At 72.5% G+C, this 19,209-nt stretch carries 21 protein-coding genes; 9 read left to right on the top strand and 12 right to left on the bottom strand.

What is annotated here, in order from left to right:
* Positions 1-4: 4 nt before the first annotated feature.
* From COO58_RS03935 to COO58_RS03915, 5 genes are read right to left on the bottom strand one after another with little or no spacing between them, the layout of a single operon-like run.
* Positions 5-1,477 carry an SCO6880 family protein gene (locus COO58_RS03935; protein WP_091582920.1) on the bottom strand — a complete coding sequence of 491 codons (1,473 nt, stop codon included), beginning with the start codon at positions 1,475-1,477 and terminating at the stop codon, positions 5-7.
* On the bottom strand, positions 1,474-2,811 hold the full coding sequence (locus COO58_RS30085) for a hypothetical protein (RefSeq protein WP_141684647.1): 1,338 nt from the start codon (positions 2,809-2,811) through the stop codon (positions 1,474-1,476). The genes COO58_RS03935 and COO58_RS30085 overlap by 4 nt, the downstream gene beginning before the upstream one ends.
* Positions 2,811-3,563, bottom strand: coding sequence for a hypothetical protein (locus COO58_RS03925; protein WP_091582914.1), 753 nt, complete (start codon positions 3,561-3,563; stop codon positions 2,811-2,813). The genes COO58_RS30085 and COO58_RS03925 overlap by 1 nt, the downstream gene beginning before the upstream one ends.
* 30 nt (positions 3,564-3,593) lie before the next feature.
* Positions 3,594-3,896 (bottom strand): hypothetical protein, encoded by a 303-nt coding sequence (locus COO58_RS03920; protein ID WP_091582909.1) that lies wholly within the window; start codon positions 3,894-3,896, stop codon positions 3,594-3,596.
* An 11-nt stretch (positions 3,897-3,907) separates the two neighbouring features.
* A complete protein-coding gene (locus COO58_RS03915) occupies positions 3,908-4,438 on the bottom strand; it encodes a hypothetical protein (protein WP_176558737.1) in 531 nt (176 codons plus the stop codon).
* A gap of 222 nt (positions 4,439-4,660) precedes the next feature.
* On the opposite strand from COO58_RS03915, the gene COO58_RS03910 reads away from it, so the two are divergent.
* Both COO58_RS03910 and COO58_RS03905 read left to right on the top strand, forming a co-directional pair.
* The gene (locus tag COO58_RS03910; RefSeq protein WP_091582905.1) at positions 4,661-5,158 is read left to right on the top strand and encodes a hypothetical protein; all 498 of its coding nucleotides are present in this window, start codon (positions 4,661-4,663) and stop codon (positions 5,156-5,158) included.
* Complete coding sequence (locus tag COO58_RS03905; RefSeq protein ID WP_098743852.1) at positions 5,155-6,252, top strand: M23 family metallopeptidase; 1,098 nt, start codon at positions 5,155-5,157, stop codon at positions 6,250-6,252. The genes COO58_RS03910 and COO58_RS03905 overlap by 4 nt, the downstream gene beginning before the upstream one ends.
* Before the next feature lie 58 nt (positions 6,253-6,310).
* On the opposite strand, the gene COO58_RS03900 is transcribed toward COO58_RS03905, so the two are convergent.
* Positions 6,311-7,339, bottom strand: coding sequence for a hypothetical protein (locus COO58_RS03900; protein WP_098743850.1), 1,029 nt, complete (start codon positions 7,337-7,339; stop codon positions 6,311-6,313).
* Positions 7,340-7,514: 175 nt separating this feature from the next.
* Complete coding sequence (locus COO58_RS03895; protein ID WP_141561851.1) at positions 7,515-7,865, bottom strand: hypothetical protein; 351 nt, start codon at positions 7,863-7,865, stop codon at positions 7,515-7,517.
* Positions 7,866-8,092: 227 nt separating this feature from the next.
* On the opposite strand from COO58_RS03895, the gene COO58_RS03890 reads away from it, so the two are divergent.
* Genes COO58_RS03890 through COO58_RS03875 form a run of 4 tightly spaced genes read left to right on the top strand, consistent with a single transcriptional unit; the run spans position 8,093 to position 11,031 of the window.
* Positions 8,093-8,524 (top strand): YbaB/EbfC family nucleoid-associated protein, encoded by a 432-nt coding sequence (locus tag COO58_RS03890; protein ID WP_176558736.1) that lies wholly within the window; start codon positions 8,093-8,095, stop codon positions 8,522-8,524.
* Positions 8,514-8,837, top strand: coding sequence for an ESX-1 secretion-associated protein (locus COO58_RS03885; protein WP_098743846.1), 324 nt, complete (start codon positions 8,514-8,516; stop codon positions 8,835-8,837). The genes COO58_RS03890 and COO58_RS03885 overlap by 11 nt, the downstream gene beginning before the upstream one ends.
* A complete protein-coding gene (locus COO58_RS03880; protein ID WP_098743844.1) occupies positions 8,834-10,711 on the top strand; it encodes a hypothetical protein in 1,878 nt (625 codons plus the stop codon). The genes COO58_RS03885 and COO58_RS03880 overlap by 4 nt, the downstream gene beginning before the upstream one ends.
* Positions 10,712-10,761: 50 nt before the next feature.
* Positions 10,762-11,031, top strand: coding sequence for a hypothetical protein (locus COO58_RS03875; protein ID WP_091582880.1), 270 nt, complete (start codon positions 10,762-10,764; stop codon positions 11,029-11,031).
* Here COO58_RS03875 and COO58_RS03870 read toward each other — a convergent pair.
* Both COO58_RS03870 and COO58_RS03865 read right to left on the bottom strand, forming a co-directional pair.
* Complete coding sequence (locus COO58_RS03870; RefSeq protein WP_091582877.1) at positions 11,004-11,678, bottom strand: glyoxalase; 675 nt, start codon at positions 11,676-11,678, stop codon at positions 11,004-11,006. The two genes, COO58_RS03875 and COO58_RS03870, sit on opposite strands and share 28 nt — an antisense overlap.
* Before the next feature lie 58 nt (positions 11,679-11,736).
* Entirely contained in the window at positions 11,737-12,093 is a 357-nt protein-coding gene (locus COO58_RS03865) for a VOC family protein (RefSeq protein WP_091584244.1), read from the bottom strand.
* A 147-nt stretch (positions 12,094-12,240) separates the two neighbouring features.
* On the opposite strand from COO58_RS03865, the gene COO58_RS31095 reads away from it, so the two are divergent.
* On the top strand, positions 12,241-15,039 hold the full coding sequence (locus COO58_RS31095) for a LuxR C-terminal-related transcriptional regulator (protein WP_098743841.1): 2,799 nt from the start codon (positions 12,241-12,243) through the stop codon (positions 15,037-15,039).
* Positions 15,040-15,098: 59 nt separating this feature from the next.
* Positions 15,099-15,809, top strand: a complete 711-nt coding sequence (locus COO58_RS03855) for a hypothetical protein (protein WP_141561850.1) — start codon at positions 15,099-15,101, stop codon at positions 15,807-15,809.
* A gap of 135 nt (positions 15,810-15,944) precedes the next feature.
* On the opposite strand, the gene COO58_RS03850 is transcribed toward COO58_RS03855, so the two are convergent.
* From COO58_RS03850 to COO58_RS03840, 3 genes are all read right to left on the bottom strand, one after another.
* Positions 15,945-17,111, bottom strand: a complete 1,167-nt coding sequence (locus COO58_RS03850) for a VCBS repeat-containing protein (protein WP_098743838.1) — start codon at positions 17,109-17,111, stop codon at positions 15,945-15,947.
* A gap of 97 nt (positions 17,112-17,208) precedes the next feature.
* A complete protein-coding gene (locus COO58_RS03845) occupies positions 17,209-17,664 on the bottom strand; it encodes a nuclear transport factor 2 family protein (RefSeq protein WP_098743836.1) in 456 nt (151 codons plus the stop codon).
* Positions 17,665-17,735: 71 nt separating this feature from the next.
* Entirely contained in the window at positions 17,736-18,260 is a 525-nt protein-coding gene (locus tag COO58_RS03840) for a nuclear transport factor 2 family protein (protein WP_255292511.1), read from the bottom strand.
* A gap of 63 nt (positions 18,261-18,323) precedes the next feature.
* On the opposite strand from COO58_RS03840, the gene COO58_RS03835 reads away from it, so the two are divergent.
* Positions 18,324-18,887: a TetR/AcrR family transcriptional regulator gene (locus COO58_RS03835; RefSeq protein WP_098743834.1), complete on the top strand. Its 564-nt coding sequence runs from the start codon at positions 18,324-18,326 to the stop codon at positions 18,885-18,887.
* The last annotated feature ends 322 nt before the right edge of the window (positions 18,888-19,209 follow it).

The raw sequence follows: 19,209 nt of genomic DNA, 5'->3' as shown, positions 1-19,209 counted from the left end.
CCTCCTAGAACGGCACGGTGGCGTGCACGGGCAGCACCACCCCGGTCGGCAGGGTGGCGGCGAAGGTCGCCGCCTGGGCCCCGTACATCGGGCGGAGCATGAGCCGGGCCTCGGCGGCGCGCGAGTCGATGATCCGGGTCGCCTCGTCGAGCTGCTCGACCGAGGAGACGGTGGCGGTGACCAGCACCGTGAACCGCACGACGCCGGCCCCGGAGGCCTCCTCCTGCGCGGCCTGCTCGGCCGCGTTGAGGTCGGCCAGGTCCCGGGCGGTGGCCTGGGCCTTCTTCGTCGCGTTGAACCGGGCGTCGCGCTTGTCGGACTCGACGAGCTTGGCCGACTCGGCCGGCGAGTACGGCCGGTAGATCAGCGACACCCGCTTGCGCAGCAGCTGCGGGTCGGGATCGGTCAGCCGGGCGAACGTGTTGGCGAAGGTGACACCGCGCGGGGCCTCGACCATTCCCCAGGTCCGCGAGACGCCGGAGTCGTGCCGGTAGTAGTCCCAGCTCTCCCGCGCCGAGACCGGGCCGGCGTTCTCCCACGTGAGGTCCAGGTCTGGAGTACGCGACAGCTCGATGCCCACGCCGGGGTCGTACGCGGCGCGCACGGCCCGGACCAGCGAGCGCGGCATCATCGGGCGCACGCCGCCGGCGCCGGCGGCCGAGAGCCCGGAGTGCAGGTTCGGCAACCGGGCGGCCACCTCCCGGCACATGTCCTCGTGCGAGAGCTGCCGCCGGTTCGGCGGCAGCGTGTAGGTGAGCGAGACCCGAGTCTCCACGGTCGCCGACCCGGCCGGGTAGCTGCGTACCACCTCCGCGAGGACGCGGCGGGCCAGCTCCGGCGCCTCCGGCGACATCGTGTCGTCGACCTCGGTGGCCAGCTGCGTGCCCGGGTCCGGGGTGCTCTCCACGGTGACCGCGGCCTGCACCAGGCCCGGTTCGCGGCTGAGGTTGGACAGCCAGGCCGCCAGGTGCGCCACGCGGGCGTCGATGGCGCTCTGGTCGACCAGGTCCATGCCCTCCGGGTAGCAGCGCAGCGTGACGGTGTAGTGCCGCGACTGCGGGATGACCACCACGCCGATGCGCCCGGAGCGGCCCGTCTCCACCTCGTAGACCTGTGAGCGGGCCAGGATGCCGGGCAGCTGGTGGGTCTGCGTCACCTTGGAGGCCACGCCGGACAGGTAGAGGTGCTGCCGCCGTGAGCGTCCCCGCCACCAGGCGAACCGTGCCGCCATGACCTGCAGCCCGGTGCGCCCGTTGACCCGGACGGCCAGCGGGACCAGGACGGCGGCGCCACACAACGCGGTCACCAGGGCGGCCAGGAGCGACACGGCGAGCATCAGCACGGTCAGCAGCGCCAGGCCGAACATGATGAGCGTGCCGACGGTGCCCAGACCGAACAGTCCGGCCGACACACCACGGCGCCAGTTGCCGTACGCGCGCTGCTGCGGCGGGTTCGGCGGCGCGGCCGTCGTCGTCACTGCTCAGCTCCTGTCGGTCCGGTCGCGCCCGCGGCGGCGCCACCGATCTTTCGGACCGCCGCCGGCCCGGCCTTCGCGGCGGCCTGCCCGACCATGATTCCGGCGCCGATGGGGCCTGCCGCCGCGGCCATTCCGCCGGCCGCCGCCGCGCCTCCGCCCGCCGCCGCGCCTCCGCTGGCCGCCGCGCCTCCGCCCGCGGCCGCGCCACCTCCGCCGGCCGCCGTGCCTCCGCCGGCCGCGCCTCCTCCGCCGGTCGCGGCGCCGCCGCCTCCGGTGGGCGTCCCACCGCCGGACGGTGCCGGTGCGGCGGCGGGTCCGGTGCCGGCCCCGGAGGGGCGCACCGGGGCGCCCGGTCCGCCCCCGTCACCACCGCCGGCTCCGCCACCGCCACCGCCACCGCCTCCGCGGGTGGAGTTGAGCAGCATCGCGCCGGTGGCGATGGTTCCGGAGGCCGCCATGCCCCCGCCGCCGCCACCGCCCATGGCGATCTGGCTGGTCGCCGGAGCCAGCAGCTTCAGCAGGGCAGGCATCGCCACGATGCCCATGCACATCAGCACGATGCCGGTCAGCACGGTGGTGAGGTCCTCGCCGTCACCGATCATCCAGAACGCGGCCGCGTACACGGTGGCGGCGGCCGGCTTGTAGAGCAGGGCCGCCATCAGCCAGCTCAGGTAGCGCGCCAGCACGGCACGGCCGGTGCCGGTCATGGCCGCCGCCGCGGCCAGCGGCATCAGCCCGCTCAGCAGCACCTTGATCGCGGCGATGCCGATGCTCAACAGGATCTGCGTGAACGAGATGAGCAGCAGCATGAACGAGACGGTGATCAGCGCGATGGACGTGAGTCCGTTGAAGGCGGCCGCGCCGGCCACCGGCGCGAACATCAACAGGCGCTCGCCGAGATCACCGCCCGTCGACGCGTCCACGATCCACTTGGAGTAACCGTCGCCGAACTCGCTGAGCAGCGCGACCGTCGGCACCCCCGCGGCGCTGATCAGCGTCAGTTGGACGAGGCCACGCCCGGCGTCGGTGGCGGCCTTGGCGTTGCGCTCCCACACGATTCGCCCGGCCGCGACGAGAAGGGAGAACACCGCGACGGCGCCGGTGATCCAGTAGGTGTACTCGCGCAGCCGGTCGACCGATCCTCCGGTGAGCACCGGGGACGGCACCGCGATCCAGCCGGCGATCAGGGTCTTCAGGGCCCAGGCCGCGGTGTCGCCCATGGCCTTCGCCAGACCGTCGAGCATGGATTCCGCGACGTTGCCGGCGACCGAGTTGGCGACTCCGCCGAGGAAATCTCCGACGCCGCAGTCCGGCTGGGTGATCGGATTGCACATCAGCGGGCCCCCCACTCCACGACGCCGCTCAGGTCGGTCACGGTGCGGCTCAGCGATGTCCAGGCGCCGCCGGGCGGTGCCACCATCTTCCAGTCCCCGTCGCTCCACCGGAGGGTGGTCGTGACGATGAACCAGCGTGCGGTGGCGCCGTTGACCGCCCGGTAGGCCAGACCGATCACCGCGGTGTCCGGTGAGTAGCTCTGGTACAGATAACCCGCCAGCGGCGCGAGGTCGCCCGGCTGGGCCGGCTGCTCCGGCTCCGCCTCGAGTGCCCGCTGGAGCCTGTCCCGGTCGGCGCTGGGCAGGAACTGCCGGGTCAGGGTGGGCTCCCACGACGCCCGGCCGGCGGCGGCGCCCACACGGCTGGTCAGTTGCGCGGCGGCGATCAGCGCGCCCTCCGGGGCGTGGGCGAAGCCCTTGGCCTGGGTGTCGCTGTGGTCCCGTGGCCCGGCCCGATCGCTGAACGGCAGCGCGGTGCCGCGGACGACCTGCCAGGTGACACCCGCCGGTGCGGTCGTGGGGACCGCCGTGGGCAGCTCGCCGGTCGTCTGCGGCTGTGCCGCCGGCGTCTCACTGACGGCGGCCACCGGGGGCGTCGCCGGGCCGGGTTCGTCGTCGTCGCCGGACCGCACGGCGACGACGACCCCGAGTGCGACGATCACCAGCAACAACGCGGCGGCCAGCACGAAGCCCGGCCGGGTCCACGGCGACGGCTCCTCCGCGTAGTCGGCCTCGTAGTTCCTCGAACGCATGGCGGTCCTTCCCCCCGGTGAGTGCCGCGCTCAGGTCAGTGCGTCGACCAGCTGCGGCCCCACTCCGAGCAGCACGCAGCCGGCCAGCCACCAGCCCAGCGCCGAGGTGTTGGTGTCGTCACCACGGCGGTGGGCGATCGCCATCTTGGCGCCGATGAACATGGCGCCGCCGACGGCGACGGCCGTGACGATCCACTTCACCCAGCCGAGGATCGTCAGGATCTTGTCCGATCCGGGGGGCGCGATGTTGCCCGGGTCCGGAGCGGCGATGACATCGGTCGCAACGCCCTGCACGCTGGCGACCGCGGCGTGCAGATGCAGCAACATCGACATTGGTAATTCTCCTAGGTCGAGACGACTTCGACAACGGAATCGCGGAGCGCGGCGATGTCGGGTGGGGGAACGCCCAGATCGGTGGGTAGGTCGGCGGCCAGCAGAACCTCCTGCCAGCCGACGCGCCAGACGTTCGGCACCCATCCGCCCAGCAGTTGCAGGCGCTCGTTGACGATTCTGGGCGGTCGTTTCGGCGACGCGGCGACCGCGACGACTCCCTGCACCCGGACGTGCGCCGGGACGGCCCGCCGACGCCACTGCTCCACCGCGCCCGTCGCCGCCAGCGTGCCCGTGGCGCTGGCCCGACAGACCAGGACGACGTTGATCATCGGGGCGTGCTGCGGCAGCAGCGGCCACGCCGAGCCGTGGTCGTAGCCGACCCGGGTCAGCGCCGCCAGCGTGCTGGCGCCGCTGCCGCCGTGACAGCCGACCCACCACACCGGAGGCCACCCGTCGGCGAGAGCCTGCGGCGGCACCGGCACCGCGGAAAGAACCGGCAGCGCGTCGTGCCGCGTCCGAATGGGCGCATTGACCGATGGCACGTCAGAATCCGCCCTGCACTCGACCGTACATGTAACTTTCCCCCGTACCTGACCTGCTCCGCGGCGAACAGTAGCACCCGGCTGCACGCCGATCGATATTGTGATTCCACATTGGCACGTGCGGAGCCGGGCCATGACCAGCCGGTCCATGATGGACGCGAGACGAATGGTTGACACGGGGGTAGAACGGTCATGGGCAATGAAATAGGGATACGGGTACTGGTGTCCGCGATCGCGATACCGATGCTGCTCGCGACACTGTCCGGATGTTTCCGTTCCGGGGACCCGGACAACGCGGCACCGCCGACCACCGGCCCCGCGCCGACCGTCGGCGGCGCGGTCGCCGGCGTGCCGACACCGGAGGCCCTCGGTCGCGACGACGAGGACGACGAGGGACCCACCGCGCCCGTCGCCGGGGCGGCACCCGCGGCGGCCGCCTTCGCCACCGCGTGGGCGAGGCCGCGGCTCGACGCGGCGAGCTGGCTGAAGGGCGTCACGCCGTTGTGCGTCCCGCGGTTCGCCGCGCAGCTGCGCACCGTCGACCCGGCCAACCTGCCGGCGTCCCGGATCACCGGCCGCCCCGAGGCGACCCACCCCGTCCGCGACGGCGGCGGGCAGTTCGCGATCCCCACCGACCGAGGCACGCTGCTGGTCAGCGTCGCCGACGTCGAGGGCCGCTGGCTGGTCACCGGCAACGACTTCGTACGGGCCCCGCGATGACCGACCGGAAGACGTCAGGTCTGGTGGCCGCCTTCGTCGCGATCACCCTGGTGCTGGCCGGGTGCGTGGTCGGGCTGCCGCTGTTCCTGATGGCCGGCTCAGTCAGCGCCTCACCGTGCGGGACGCTACCCGTGCCCGGCCCCTCCGGAGGTGGCACGGCGACCACCGAGTGGGACCAGAGCCAGGTCGCCAACGCCGCGATCATCGTCGCGGTCGGCCAGGAGATGCAGGTGCCGCCCCGTGGCCTGGTGATCGCCCTGGCCACCGCCATGCAGGAGTCGACGCTGCGCAACCTCGACTACGGCGACCGCGACTCCGTGGGCCTCTTCCAGCAGCGTCCCAGTCAGGGCTGGGGAACCGTGGCCCAGCTGACCGACCCCCGGTACGCCTCCGGCAAGTTCTACACCGCGCTGCTCAAGGTCGAGGGCTGGCAGGGCATGCGGCTCACCGACGCCGCCCAGGCCGTGCAGCGCTCCGGCCTCCCCGAGGCCTACCAGAAGTGGGAGGACGACGCGTACGCCCTCGCCGCCGCCGTCCTGAACGTGGGCAGCATCGACGAACTGGGCGGCGGGCCGCCCGGCGCACCCTGCGGTCCCGGTGCCTTCGAACCCGTCCCCGTCGGCCCGGGCGGCTGGGTGCAGCCGGTACGGGCGGGCATCGTCGCGCCGTGGGGCCAGGACCGCGGCGACCACAAGCACGCCGGCGTCGACCTGGGCGCCCCGAAGCTCACGCCCATCCGGGCCGTCGCCGCCGGCGTGGTGTCGACCAGCACGTGCAACGCCCCGGAGTGGCACGGCTGCGACACCGACGGATATCCGGGCCTCGGCGGGTGTGGCTGGTACGTCGACGTCCGCCACGACGGCGACATCGCCACCCGCTACTGCCACATGGTCCGGCAGCCCTTCGTCCGGGTCGGGCAGAAGGTCGCCGCGGGTGAGGTCCTGGGCCTGAGCGGCAGTTCCGGGAACTCCTCCGGCCCGCACCTGCACTTCGAGGTGCACCGCGGCGTCGCCCCCGGTCAGAGCCTGAACTTCGGCAACTCCGTCGACCCCGTCGCGTTCATGGCGGCCGTGGGAGCACCGCTGGGCGGCTGACCGCCGGCGCGGCCGGTCGAGCGGACGCGCTGGCGACCCGTCGTCGTGCCGGCGCGCCTCAGCGGACGGCCTGTCGGGGCGTCCGGGCGGGTACCCGTGGCGGCTGCGCGGGCCCCCGGGCGGCCGGGCGGGCCGTGCCCCGACCCAGCGCGCCGCGTGTCGGAGCCGGGTAGGCCCTGGCGGCGGCCTGCGCGCCCCGGCCCTCCGCGGTTCGCGGCGCAGGCGCGGCAGCCTGGCCGGCGCCGGCCGCCGTCCGGCCGGCCGCGTCGGCCATCCGGTCGTGGTGCGTCGCCTCGGCGGTCAGGTCCTGCTCCCGCACGGAGGCATGGTCGGCCCGCGCCTCGGCGTGGGCGGGCACGTCGGTGCCGGGCGCGAGCCCCTGCTCGGCGTCCAGCCGGACGTCGCGCCACACGCCGGCGAGGTTCCGGTCGTCGTCGGCCGCCGCCCGGTGCCGGTTCGCGTCGGCGTCGGCACCGGTCCGGCGCTCGTCCTCCTCCCGCCGCCGCGACGAACGCTCCGCGGGACCCCGGCCGTCGGCCGCGGCGCGCTCCGCCGCCGTTCGCGCCGCGCGCGGGCCGGCGGCGTGTCCCTGCCGTTCCGCGGCATCCCGCACGGCCCGGGACAACGCGTCACCGGTGTGGGTGCGTCCGCCCGGGGCGGGCACCCGTACGCCGCTCGCGGCGAGTCGCTCGCCCGCGGCCCGACGCGCCGTGTCAGCCGCCGGGTCGACGCCCTGCCAGGCGGTGGAGGCGCGCCAGACCTGGGCGACGTCGGCGTCCGTGGCGTCCTGCCACCACGTCGGGTCGGCCGCGCGGCCCCAGGTCGCCGCGTCCTGCCGGTACTGCGCGTACAGCTGGTCGTGCACGTCCCGGGCGCGGTGCGGGTCGAGCCGGCCGGCCTGCGCGGCCAGCTCACTGCGGACGTCGAACTGCCGGTCGCCGACGGCCTGCGCGAACTCGAGCTGCCGCTCGGTCACCTCACGCTGCTGGAGCAGTTGTCGCTGCCGCTGCTCGGCCAGGAACCGCCGGTACTCCACGATCGCCGCGACGAGCTGCACGACGCTGCCCGCGATCTCCGAAACCGCCACGTGTCCGCCTCCGCCGCGACCGAATGGTGTGACCGCCCGTGCCGGCGGCGTCAGGAGCGCCGGGCACGCCTGGCACGCCTGGCACCGTAGCGTGCGGGATCGAAACGCCGCAGCCCCCGGACGCCGACGGCCAGGCACCGGTCACGGGCCGCCCAGGAGGCGACTCGTCCCGTGGTCACTTGCGGTTCCAGACCGCTTCCTGGCCGGTGCTCGGGTCCTTGACCGTGAGGGTCTTGCCGTCGGCGCTCAGGACGCCGTCGGCCGAGATCTTGGTGATGCCGCAGTCCAGCTCGAGCCGGTATTCCCGGTCGCCCTGGTCCTTCGTGGCGCCGGTGCAGGGGACGTCGATGTTGGCCGACACGGAGCCGTCGTCGCGCACCGTCATGGTGCGGGACTGGTTCTCCGCCATGATCCATGTGCCGGTCAGCGACGGTCCACTGCCGCAACCCGCCGCCAGCAGAGCGAGCCCGAGCGCCAGCCCGGCAGGTCCCCAGCGCTTGACCACGTTCCCTCCCCGGTGTGCCACGTACCACCCTAACGGGCGGCACCGCCCCCGGCCCGCCCGTAGGCACCGGCCGGGCGGCGGACCCCGACCCGGCGCCGCGCGGCCCCTCGTCCCGGAGCTGCGCCGCCACGCACCGGCAGCGCCCGCACGGGACTCCACCGTGGAGGGCGATGGCGTACCGTATGTCGACCGCGCCGCACCCGGTGCTTCCTGGGGCGGCCGACGGGCCGTCACACGGGGGAGGTCTGATGGCGCAGTTTCCCATGGGCGACTTCGCCGCCTCGACCGACCGCTTCGTGGCGTCCTGGGTCGCGGGCATCTCCGAGCGCGCCGCCCGGGCGCAGGCGTTGTCCGACGAGGTGGCGGCGATGTCGGCGACCGCCGAGGGCGCGCAGGGCGCGGTCCGGGTGACCGTCGCCGCGTCCGGCGCCATGACCGACCTGCGGCTCGACGACCGGGTGCTGCGCTGGCGGCCGGACGAGATCGCCGCCACGGTGCTGGCCGTGATGCGGCGGGCGCAGGGCCGGCTGGCCGCGCAGGTCGCCGACGCCGCCGCCGGCACCGTCGGCGCGGACTCCGAGACCGCGCGCGCCGTCGTCGGCAGCTACGCGGCGCGCTTCCCGGAGGTGCCCGAGGAGGACGACCCGGGGTACGCGGGCTGGAGCGGCAGTGGGCGCTGAGGCACGCGGCTTCGAGGTCACCGCGACGGCGCTGACCGGGCACGCCCGCTCGGTCGACCGGATCGCCGGGGAGATCGGCACGGCACACGACGCGGGCGCGCACGTCCGGATGGGCGCCGAGGCCTACGGGCAGATCCCGGTCTGCCAGGCGATCCCCTTCCTGCTCGACTTCCTCCAGGGTCCGGCGGTGGACGCCCTCGCGGCGGCGCGGGAGGCGTTGCAGAGCGCGGCCAGGGCGCTCGACACGACGGTCACCGCCTACCACGACACCGACGGGACGGTCTCCGCCCTCTTCCAGCGGCTGCACCGGTGAGCACCGCGGCGGCGAACCCGCTGGTCGCGGCCCGGCAGGACACGACCACCGGCTACAGCGGCATCGGCATCGTCGAGAGCCTCGTCGACCTGCGCGACGGCATCGAGAGCGGCTCCTGGATCGATTCGACCATCGGCGGCGTGGGGACGTCCCTGGAGGTGCTGGCGACCTGCGTCGACCCGATCGGGTCGGTCGTCTCCTGGGGCGTCGCCTGGCTGATCGAGCACGTCAAGCCCCTCTCCGACGCGCTGGACTGGCTGGCCGGCGACCCGGACCAGATCACCGCGTACGCCCAGACGTGGCACAACGTCTCGCGGCACGTCGCCGGCCAGGTCACCGCCCTGTCCGAGGCGGTACGCACCGAGATCGCCACCTGGACGGGCCCCGCCTCCGAGGCCTACCGCCGCTACAGCGACCAGCACGTGCGTCACCTCGCCGGCCTGGCCGACGCCTCGGGCCTGATCGGCACCGTCGTCGAGGGCGCGGGACTGCTGGTCGCCCTGGTCCGGGAGCTGGTCCGGGACCTGATCGCCGACTTCGTCTCCGTCCTCGCCGTCCGGCTCTGGCAGTGGCTCGCCGAGGAGGCCCTCACCCTGGGCGTGGCCACCCCGCTGGTCGCGGCGCAGGTCTCCGCGCTGGTCGCCAAGTGGGCGGCGAAGGTCGCCGGGCTGCTCACGGCGTTGGCCCGCAGCGTCAGCCGGCTGCGGCCGATCCTGTCCAAGCTCGGCGAGCTGCTCGACACCCTCCGTGCGGCGTTGCGGGGCCTTCGGCGTACCCCCACCGGGACCGCCACCCCCGACACGCCGGCTGCCGGCCCCCGGCCGCGGGCTTACGACGCCCCCGCCGGTGGCGGCGGCCAGCCGCCGCCGTGGGCCTGGGCGAACCCGCCCACGCACGGCGGACCCGCCAGTGGGCCGCCGCACGACGGGCCGCCTGCGTCGCCCGGACCCGCCGGCGGCCCGTCGCACGACGGTGGGCCGCCGTACGCAGGCGGCCCGGCGAACGGCGGTGGGCCGCCGCACGCAGGAGGCCCGGTGAACGGCGGGCCGGCGCACGACGGCGGTTCGGGGAGCGAGGGCGGCTCGGGGAGCGACGGCGGTTCGGCGCACGACGGCGTCGATCCAGCGGAGTCCGGGTCCGGCTCCGATCCGGCCGTGCCGCATCATGCGAGCGAGGCCGAGTTGCGGCTGCTCGGCAGGGAGGTGCACAGCATGGTCGAACTCAAACCCGGTGAGCACGTCAACGACGCCTACGACGTGACGTTCACCGACGGCACGCACGGCGTCTACAAGCCGAACGTGCCGGAGAACGAGTTCGTGCAGGTGCGCTCCACCATCCCGGAGAACCAGCTGGCCGCCCGTGAGGTCGCCGCCTCCCGCCTCGACGAGGACCTGGGCTTCGGCCTGGTGCCGACCACCGCGCGGTGGGACGGCCCGCACGGCGCCGGCTCGATGCAGGAGTTCGTGGAGAACGCGCACCCCGGCCGTCCCGTCACCGACTACTCCCTCGCGGAACGAGAGCGGATGGCGGTGCTCGACTACATCAGCGGCAACACCGACCGGCACATGGGTAACTACCTGACCGGTCCGGACGGCCGCCTGGTCGCCATCGACCACGGCTACTCCTTCCCGGAGTCGAACGCCGAACCGCTGCGCTCGGACTTCGTCGCGCAGCAGCGGAACCAGCCGCTCAGCCCGGACACGATGGCCCGGCTCCAGAGCACCGACCCGGCCGTGCTGGCCGACCGGCTGCGCGCCACCGGCCTGAACGAGAGCGCGGTCTCCGGGGCGATGGACCGCTTCAACGAGATACGCAGCCGAGGCATGATCACCGGCGAGGCGTGGGGGGCCTTCCGCCCGCCGAGCCCGTGGTGAGCGCAGGACCGTCGGTGAGCGGAGGAGTCGTGGTGATCCAGGAGGCAGGCATGACCGAGCAGGCACCGACCCGCGTGGGGCTGTACACGTTCGCGCAGCACACCAGCCGGCGGGTGGCCGAGTTCCGCTGGGAGCCCGGCCGGCCGGTGACGCTGTCCGTGCTCGACCCCGAGTGGGGGGCGCTGGCGCAGGACTTCTACGACAACGGGGTACCGGCCGGGGCGGAACGGGTGCGACCGGAGACCGGCGCGGAGTTCATGCGGGCGTTGCTGCAGCGCTTCCGGATGAGCTACTACAAGTTCGTCGACGAGAGCGACTGAGCCGGCTGTTCCCGTTTCGTCTCCCGGCGGGTCGACTCAGCAACGGCGCCAGCCGCCCACACGAAGCCGTCGGGGTCGACGAAGGTGCCGGCGCTACTGCCGATGACGAGTCGGTGTGATCCGTCGCCGTCGGGCGAGACGCCCGCGTCCTTGGCCGCGGCACGGCGGCCGTACAGCGCCAGCTTGATGTTCGAGGTGGCGAACTCGACGTACTTGCGGCCGAAGCTCTTGGCCACGGTCAGGCCGCGATCGACGTAGAACCGTTTGGTCACGGCGACGTCCCGCACCCCCAACAGGAGCACGATCTCGTCGACGTGCCGGCTGGCCGGTCCGGTGTCCTTCTTCGACGATGTCGCGATCTTCCAGATCGTGCCGTACGGGTCGCGCAGCACCCCGCCATAGCCCCAGAAGCTCTTCGCGGCCGGCTTCAGGGTGGTCGCTCCGCCGTCGAGGGCGGCGCCGAAGAGGCGGTTGACGGTTCCCGGCTGGGACACCACGAGCGACACGGCGAACCCGCGAAAACCGGTCGTGGGTTCGCGTGACGCGTCGACGCGCAGGCGGGGGCCCAGTCCGAAGGCTCCGGTGTAGAAGTCCTGGGCGGTTGCCGGATCCGGCACTTCGAGCGTGACGGAGTCGATGGCGAGCATGGTTGTTTCCCTTTCGTGTGGTTCGGAACGTGGTCGGCGGCTCGGGCGAGCCGGTCGCTCAGCTGTCCTGGATCAGGCCCAGCAGGTTGCCGTCGGGGTCGGCGACGGTGGCCACGAGGCGACCGCCGCCGACATCGTGGGCGGGCTCGGTCACGGTGGCGCCGGCGGCGCTCAGCTCGGTCAGCTTCGCTTCGACGTCCGGAACGTGCCAGTAGGCCACCGGCGAGGTCAGGCGCTGCGGTCCACCGCCCGGCACCAGGCCGATGTGCTGACCCGCGGCGTCGAAGCCGACGTAGTAGGACGAGTCGACCGTGGGCGGCACGCCGAGCAGGGCCGCGTACGTCGCCTTGGCCCTGCCCAGATCGGACACCGGATGCAGTACGGTCCTGATCCCCTGCGCGGAAGAACTCCCCATGATCACTCCTTCGGTCCGCGGGCCTCGGCCGGCCCGGACGGGTGTGTGCGCACAGCATCTCCTCGGGCAGGTCCCGCCCGGATCCGTGCCGGCCACGGAGTCGACCACGGAACCGGCACACGGAGAGACGTGCGACAGAATGGGGTGATGGTCGACGTCTCCCCTCGCGAAGCCGAGGTGCTTGCGCTGGTCGGAGACCACCTCAGCAATGCGGAGATCGGAGCGCGACTCTTCATCTCGGTGCGTACCGTCGAGACGCACGTCTCCTCGCTGCTGCGCAAGCTGGAGGTCCCGGACCGCCGTGCGCTCGCGCAGCGGGTGCCGGAGCTGACCGGCAGAGGCGCCGCCCTTCAGGCGCCGGTCCTACCGGCCCCGCTGACCCCGTTCGTGGGGCGGGCGCGCGAGTGCGCCGAGCTGACCGAACTCATCCGGGCACACCGTCAGGTGAGCGCGGTCGGTCCGGGCGGAGTGGGCAAGACCCGGCTCGCGCTGGCCGTCGCCTCGCGGGCCGGTGGCGAGTATTCCGACGGTGTGTGGTTCGTCGATCTGGTCCCGGTGGCCGACTCCGGCATGATCGCCGCCGCGGTGGGCGTGGCGCTGGGCCTGGGTGAGCAGCCCGGCCGGGACATGACCGAGTCCGTCGTCACCGCCCTGGCCGACCATCACGCGTTGCTGGTGCTGGACAACTGCGAACACGTGCTGGACGGGGTGGCGCTGTTCCTCGAGCGGCTGTTGGCGGCGTGCCCCGAAGTGACGGTGCTGGTGACCAGCCGGGCACGGCTGATGGTGCCCTTCGAGCGGGTCTATCCGGTGCCGCCGCTGTCGCTGGCCGTCGACGGCGAGTCGGACGCGGTCGCGCTGTTCGTGCAGCGGGCGGCAGCGGTGGGCTGGCCACTGGATCCTCCGTTGCGCGACCAGGTCGCCGCTATCTGCGAGCGGCTGGACGGAATGGCGCTGTCGATCGAGTTGGCCGCCGCGCGGTATCCGACGCTGGGGCTGGACGGCATCACCGCCGCCCTGTCCCATCCCCTGCGGATGCTCACCGGGGGCGCCCGGGCCGACGACCGGCACCGATCGGTGCGCGCGACGCTGGACTGGAGTCACGCCCTGTTGGAGCCGGCCGACCGGACGCTGCTGCGCCGGGTGTCGGTCTTCGTGGCGCCCTTCTCCACATCGGCGGCGACGGAGGTCACCGGCGCGGAGGAGGGCATCGTCGCCGACGGCCTGGCCCGGCTCGCCGAACAGAGCCTGTTGACGGTGCGGGCCTTCCCCGGCGGAACCGAGTACCGGCTGCCGGAAACCATCCGCCAGTACGGCACGGAACGGCTCGCCGAGGCCGGCGAGTTGACCGACACCCGGTCCCGGCACCTTCGCTGGTGCCTGACCAGGGCCACCGACCTGGCCGAGGTGCGGGCGGACTGGCGAGCCCGGTTCGACCCGGTGGCGGACGACCTCCGCGCCGCCCTGTCGTGGGCGGCCGACCGTCCGGAGCAGCGCCCGGACGCCTACCGCCTCGCCCGTCACCTGGCGGAGCTGACCTTCGTCCGAACCCTGATCGGCGAGTCTCAGCTGCGCTACGAGCAGGCGGCCGCGCTCGCCGGCGAGCCCACCGCCGAGGCGGCGATGCTCAGACAGGCCGCAGCCGTGGCCGGATGCCGCATGCGCGGCGACGACATGTACCGCCTCTACCGGGCGGCCGCCGGGGCCGCCCGCCGAGCGGGAGACGACGCCGGCGCCGCCGCCGACCTGGCGACCGCCGCCACCAGCTCCTACCGGTTCTGGAGCAAGTTCGCACAACTCCCGCCGGCGCAGGAGGCGATCGCGCTCACCACCGAGGCGCGGGACCTGGCCGGCGACGACCCGGCCGCCCAGGCCGCGGTGGCGCTCGCCGAGGCCGGGGTGCTCACCGACGCGTTCGGCGCCGCGCAGGGCCCGCCCGACAACGACGTACCCGAAACGATCGCGCGTGCCGAGCGGGCGGTCGCACTCGCGCACCGCACTCGCGACCCGCTCGCCGAGTCCGCCGCGCTCGACGCGCTCACCGGCGCCCAGTGCTGGGCCGGCGAGACGTTCGCCAGCGCGGCCACGGCGCGGCGCCGGGTCGCGCTGCTCGCGTCCCTGCCGGCAACTCCGGCCACCACCCACGAACTACTCGACGCTCTCGGCAATGCCGCCGAGGCCGGCCTCGGGGCGGGAGACCTGCCGGCCGCCCGCCGGTGGGCGCGGCAGATCGCCGACCACCCGCTGCTCGCGGAGGTCGGTCACCGTGCCACGAGCTGGCTGCTGGTTGCCGACGCGCTCGCGGGCGACACCGACGAGGTGCTCGCCGGCAGTGTGCGGTTCCTCGACGCGTGGCAGCGGGCCGGCCGCCCCGCCAGGTCGGTGCTCGGTCCCGCGGCAGCCGGTGTCGCGATGATCCACGGGCTCCGCGACGACCGGGAGTCCCGAAGTGTCTGGGTCGATGTCCAGAGTCGGCTCGGCACCTCGCCGGAACAGATCCACGGCTACGGCGCGGTCTTCGATGCGATGCTCCTGCTGCACCGGGGGCAGGCGGCAGAGGCGCTGGAACGGATGGCGCCCGATCCCGGCTCGGTCTGGAAGTCGGTCACGTGGGTGTGGCTCCACTGGTATGTCGCACTACGCGCCGAGGCGGCGGTGCTCGCCGGGAGCCCGAGCGCTCGTGACCACCTGGCCGGGGCCTGGACCGTCGTGGCCGGCAACCCGGTCGCCGAAGCCATGGTGCAACGAGCCGCAGCCCTACTCGACGGCGATCAACGGGCGCTGCTCACCGCGGTCGACGCGTTCGACGTCGCCGGCTGCCGATACCAGTCCGCACGAACCCTGATGTTCGCCGGTGGCGTCCACGCCACGCGCGGCGCGGCCACACTCGGCGACCTCGGCCTCGCCCCGATGGGTTCTTGCCGATTCCCGATCGCCTCACCCTGAGTCAGTGGCGTATCCGTCGCGGTTTCACCCGTTGGTCGGCGTCGATAGGCTGTGGTTTTGTGAAGAATCACGACGACCCGATGGAATCCGAGAAAGTGCCGGCGGCGGCCGGCGGCCGGCTTTCGTGGTTCAACCGCAACGGCGCAGGTCTTCAGGCAATTGCCGCGCTTACCGCCATCCCCGTCAGTGCCGTGGCGGCGGTCTTCGCCGTCCAGGCGTTCAAAGATCAACAGCAGGTCAACCGTGACCAGATCAGGTTGAACCAGATCGCCCGGGAGCGGTACGAACGGCGCTACGCCTCCCGCGTCGCTTTCTGGATCGCCGACGACGACACCTCCGCGTCCGCGAAGCCGCAGTCGTCCGGCCTCGTCGTCGTCGCGACGGTCTCGATGCTGAACAGGTCACCCGTCCCGCTCCGAGATGCCGCGATCTTCGCCATCGCGCAATCCGGGGAAGCGGTCTTCTGGCAGCAGCAGGACCTCAGACCATGCGAGACGGTGGACGTGGAGCTTCTGGCCCACGCCGGCACAGCCGGGCGTCTGAAGGATGCCGGCAACAGGTTCGTGCTGTCGCTGGCGTTCCGAGACCCCACCCGGCTTTGGCACATGACCAACGACGGCCTGTTCCCCTTGGACGGCTACGGAAGCCATGTGGAGAACTACATCTGGGAGGGCGTCAAGTCCGGGAACACGCTCACCGGATCCCCGCTCATCTACTCGTCCCTGATCCGGAAGCGGGCCGGCGTCACCGACTGCGGCGAATCGGGCTGACTCGTCACCGCAATTCGTCGTACGTTCTCCTCGCGCGCCTGCTACCCGAGCGGCGGACGCCGTGGCGACGCCGGCTGTGGGCCACGCGGCGGGCGGCGAGGCCGACCCGAGCACGTGGTCCACAGCCGGCGAGTGTCAGAGCTGCCGAAGGACAGCCACCTTGTCGTACGCGACGGCGACGACGTCCGGCTTCCCGTCCCCGGTGACGTCACCGATGGCCAGGGAGTCCGCCTGGGGCCCGACCCCGTCGACCCCGTTCGTCGTGTACCCGGCGAGATTCCCGGTCGACCGCTGCAGATAGACGCTCACCGCGAGCCAACTGTTGTGTGCGACGACCAGGTCCTCGCGGCCGTCGCCGGTCAGATCGCCGACAGTGAGGCCAGAGGGACTGTCGTATGCGGGATACCTGGTCGGCGCCGTCGCGAGCCCATCGGCTCCCTGCGCGAATACCTGGACGCCGGCGTCCGGCCTGTTGCCGTCAACGCTGGTCACCAGGTCGGCCCGGCCGTCGCCAGTCACGTCACCGACCGCCGCCCCGGAGCCGATGCGGCGAAAGCCGCTGTCATCGGCCGGCGTCCGGTAGGTCGTCGCCGGCCCGAAGGAACCATCCGCGCGGCGCAGCCGCACCCACGTGCCGTGACGGTAGAACTGTGCGAGGTCGATGCGGGCATCTCCGTTGAGGTCGGCGGCGAACACCTGGTTCACGGGTGCGCCGGTGATGATCGGCCCGGTGACCGTCCGATATGGCTGGAACGCATGCGCCGCAGTCTGCCGGTAGATCCTGACCTCGCCCTGTCGTGCGCCGACGACAAGATCCGGTCGTCCGTCCCCGGTCATGTCCCCGATCGCCACGTCCCCGGCACCCCCGGAGACCAGCAGCGGCGCGGCGAGGCGCCCGCCACGCTGAAACAGCACATCGACGCCGGCAGAGGACGACATCGCTACGTCCGTACGGCCGTCGCCGTCGATGTCGGCGACCGCGAGTTGCACGTTGCTGTTGTAGCCGCCGTGCGCCTTGATCCTGGTGGGAGCGCCGAAACTGTGGTCGGCTCGCTGGTCGAAGACCAGCACAGAACTCGTCTGCGAGCCGTCAACGGCATCAACGCCGACCACGATGTCGCGTCGCCCGTCACCGGTGACGTCGGCGACAGCGACGGCGTTGGTCGCGGTCGACCCCGTGGCGAGGTACGTAGCGGCCGCGAATGTCCCCGCACCCGCCGCCTCAGCGGCCATCGGCACCGCGGCCCCGGCCGCCATGGCCAGCGTCGCGGCGATACCTACTCTTGCACCTTTGTCCATCATGCCCCCGTTGCGTCATGGCTCTCGATCGATGCTTGTTCACGCGCCACGTGCCCTGATCACCGGCGCGGCAAACCCCTGCCGGCCTGGGAGACCGTGGTCACCCGGGTCGCTGTGCGAAGACCCCGATGTTTCCCTCGATCCAGATGGGTCGGGCTACCAGCCTGCTGATTCGCCATCGCTCGCCTGCGCGGCGCAGTTCGAACTCGTACGTGCCGCCGTTGTGCCACAGCCGTCCGCCCGGCACGTTGTCGCGTCGTAGCCGGGCCAGCACGTTCGCGGTTGCGGTGGCGGTATCGCCCGTCACATCGGCGATCACCCCGGTGACCACGTGCTGTGTGCCATCCAACACGCCAAGCTCCCGTCGCCACCGATCTACCTGCTCGGGGCCGGGGAGAGTCTCTGCTTCGCCGCCGCTCATCGCGGTGTAGTCAACGACCACGGTGTCGGCGAGCGTCGCCACCAGGGCGTCCCAGTCTCGGCGATCCACGAACCAGGCGTACTCGGTGATCACCCGCTGGATGGCCAACTGGTCAACAAGATCCTCTTGATGCATGCCGTGACTCCTTTTGTGGTGGCCGGCGTGAAGGGGCGCCGTGACTCGAGGCGCCCCTTCATGCCGATGGGTCAGCTGGCGTCGAAGGCCGCGTACAGGCTGCTGTCGCCGGTCGCGTTGAGCGCTTCGGCCGCGACCAGCGGGTTCCAGAAGTCGACGTAGCGGCTGATTTTTCCCTCCGCCGTCTCCACGACGGAGATGTAGGTCTGGTTGTACGGCTTGCCGGTGCTCAACGCCTGGCCCACGGACGTGAACTCGGCGATGACCAGGGTGGGGTCGATGGTCTCGTGGAAGCGCAGGTCGACGAACTCCACCTTGAAGTGCTCGGGGAAGTTCCGCATGTAGTCGAACAGGGCCTGCTTGCCTTCGACCTTCTTCGGGAAGTCGGCCGGGCCGTACGGGAACTCCAGGACTCCGTCGTCGGTGAACAGGTCCACCCACTCCTCGATCCGCCCGGACGACAGGTACTCCAGGTGGTTCTTGAAGGCTTGCTGGGCGGTTTCGCGAACGCTCATGGCGTTTGTCCTCTCCTTTGTGTTTCCGATGGGTGTTGAAGGGGCCCGGGTCGCGGCGGGCCGGCCTCCTAACGCGAACATCTTCGCGTCAAACGATAGCCCGTGCGTAGGCAAACGCCAAACGCCTCGCGTTAAGCTTGCTCCGTGAGTGACCAACACCAGTCCCGCCCCGGTGGACGCACCGCGCGAGTCCGCGCCGACGTCCTACGCGCAGTCGACGACCTGACCACCGAACAACCGCTGGCCCAACTCACCCTGGCCCAGGTGGCGGAGCGTTCGGGAGTACACCTGGGCACCCTCTACCGGCGCTGGGGCACCCTCGACGGCCTACTGCTCGACGCGGTCGCCGAGCGCCTCACCACCGGCTCGCCGATACGCGACACCGGCAACCTCCACGCCGACCTGGAGGACTACGCCCACCGCGTCGCCGAAGACCTGTCCGGCCCAGATGGACAACTACTGCTGCGCACACTGGTCGCCGTCCGTCTCGGAACGAGGGCGGAACTACCACCCGCCCTCACCCGACGGTTCGACGAAATGCAGGCACTACTCGATCGGGCTCGCGCACGCGGCGAGAATCCACCCACACTCCAACAGGTCGTCGACATCGTCGTGGCGCCGCTGTACACAGCCCTGCTGTTCGGCACCACACCAGCCGATCCAGCCACCCTCGCCGACCGCCTGATGAGGCTTCACCCCGACCAGTGACCCGGACGGGCGCCGCTGCGTCATCCCCTAGCGATGCCCGTCCTCGTCGGCCGTCAATTCAGGTCGCAGCGGCCTTCGCCGGCCAGGTCGGCCTCGATGCGTCGGACGCGATCAGCAGAGGCCGGTGGGGCGACGCGCAGGGCCTCGTCGCGGAGCACAAGGGCATGACGGGCGCAGGCCAGAGGCTCGAGTGGGCCCGGGCGATCGGCGACAGGCAAACGAGCGTCACCGATCCGGTTGAACGCACGCGACCGCAGAACCTGGTCGATGCAGTCGTCGACTGCTGACCGGCGACGGCGGACGAGCGGCGGCCCCAGGTCCG

Source organism: Micromonospora sp. WMMA1996 (assembly GCF_002573675.1).
Lineage (GTDB): Bacteria > Actinomycetota > Actinomycetes > Mycobacteriales > Micromonosporaceae > Micromonospora > Micromonospora sediminicola.
Note: the sequence above shows the minus strand (reverse complement) of the source record. Positions and strands in the feature narration are given on the sequence as shown.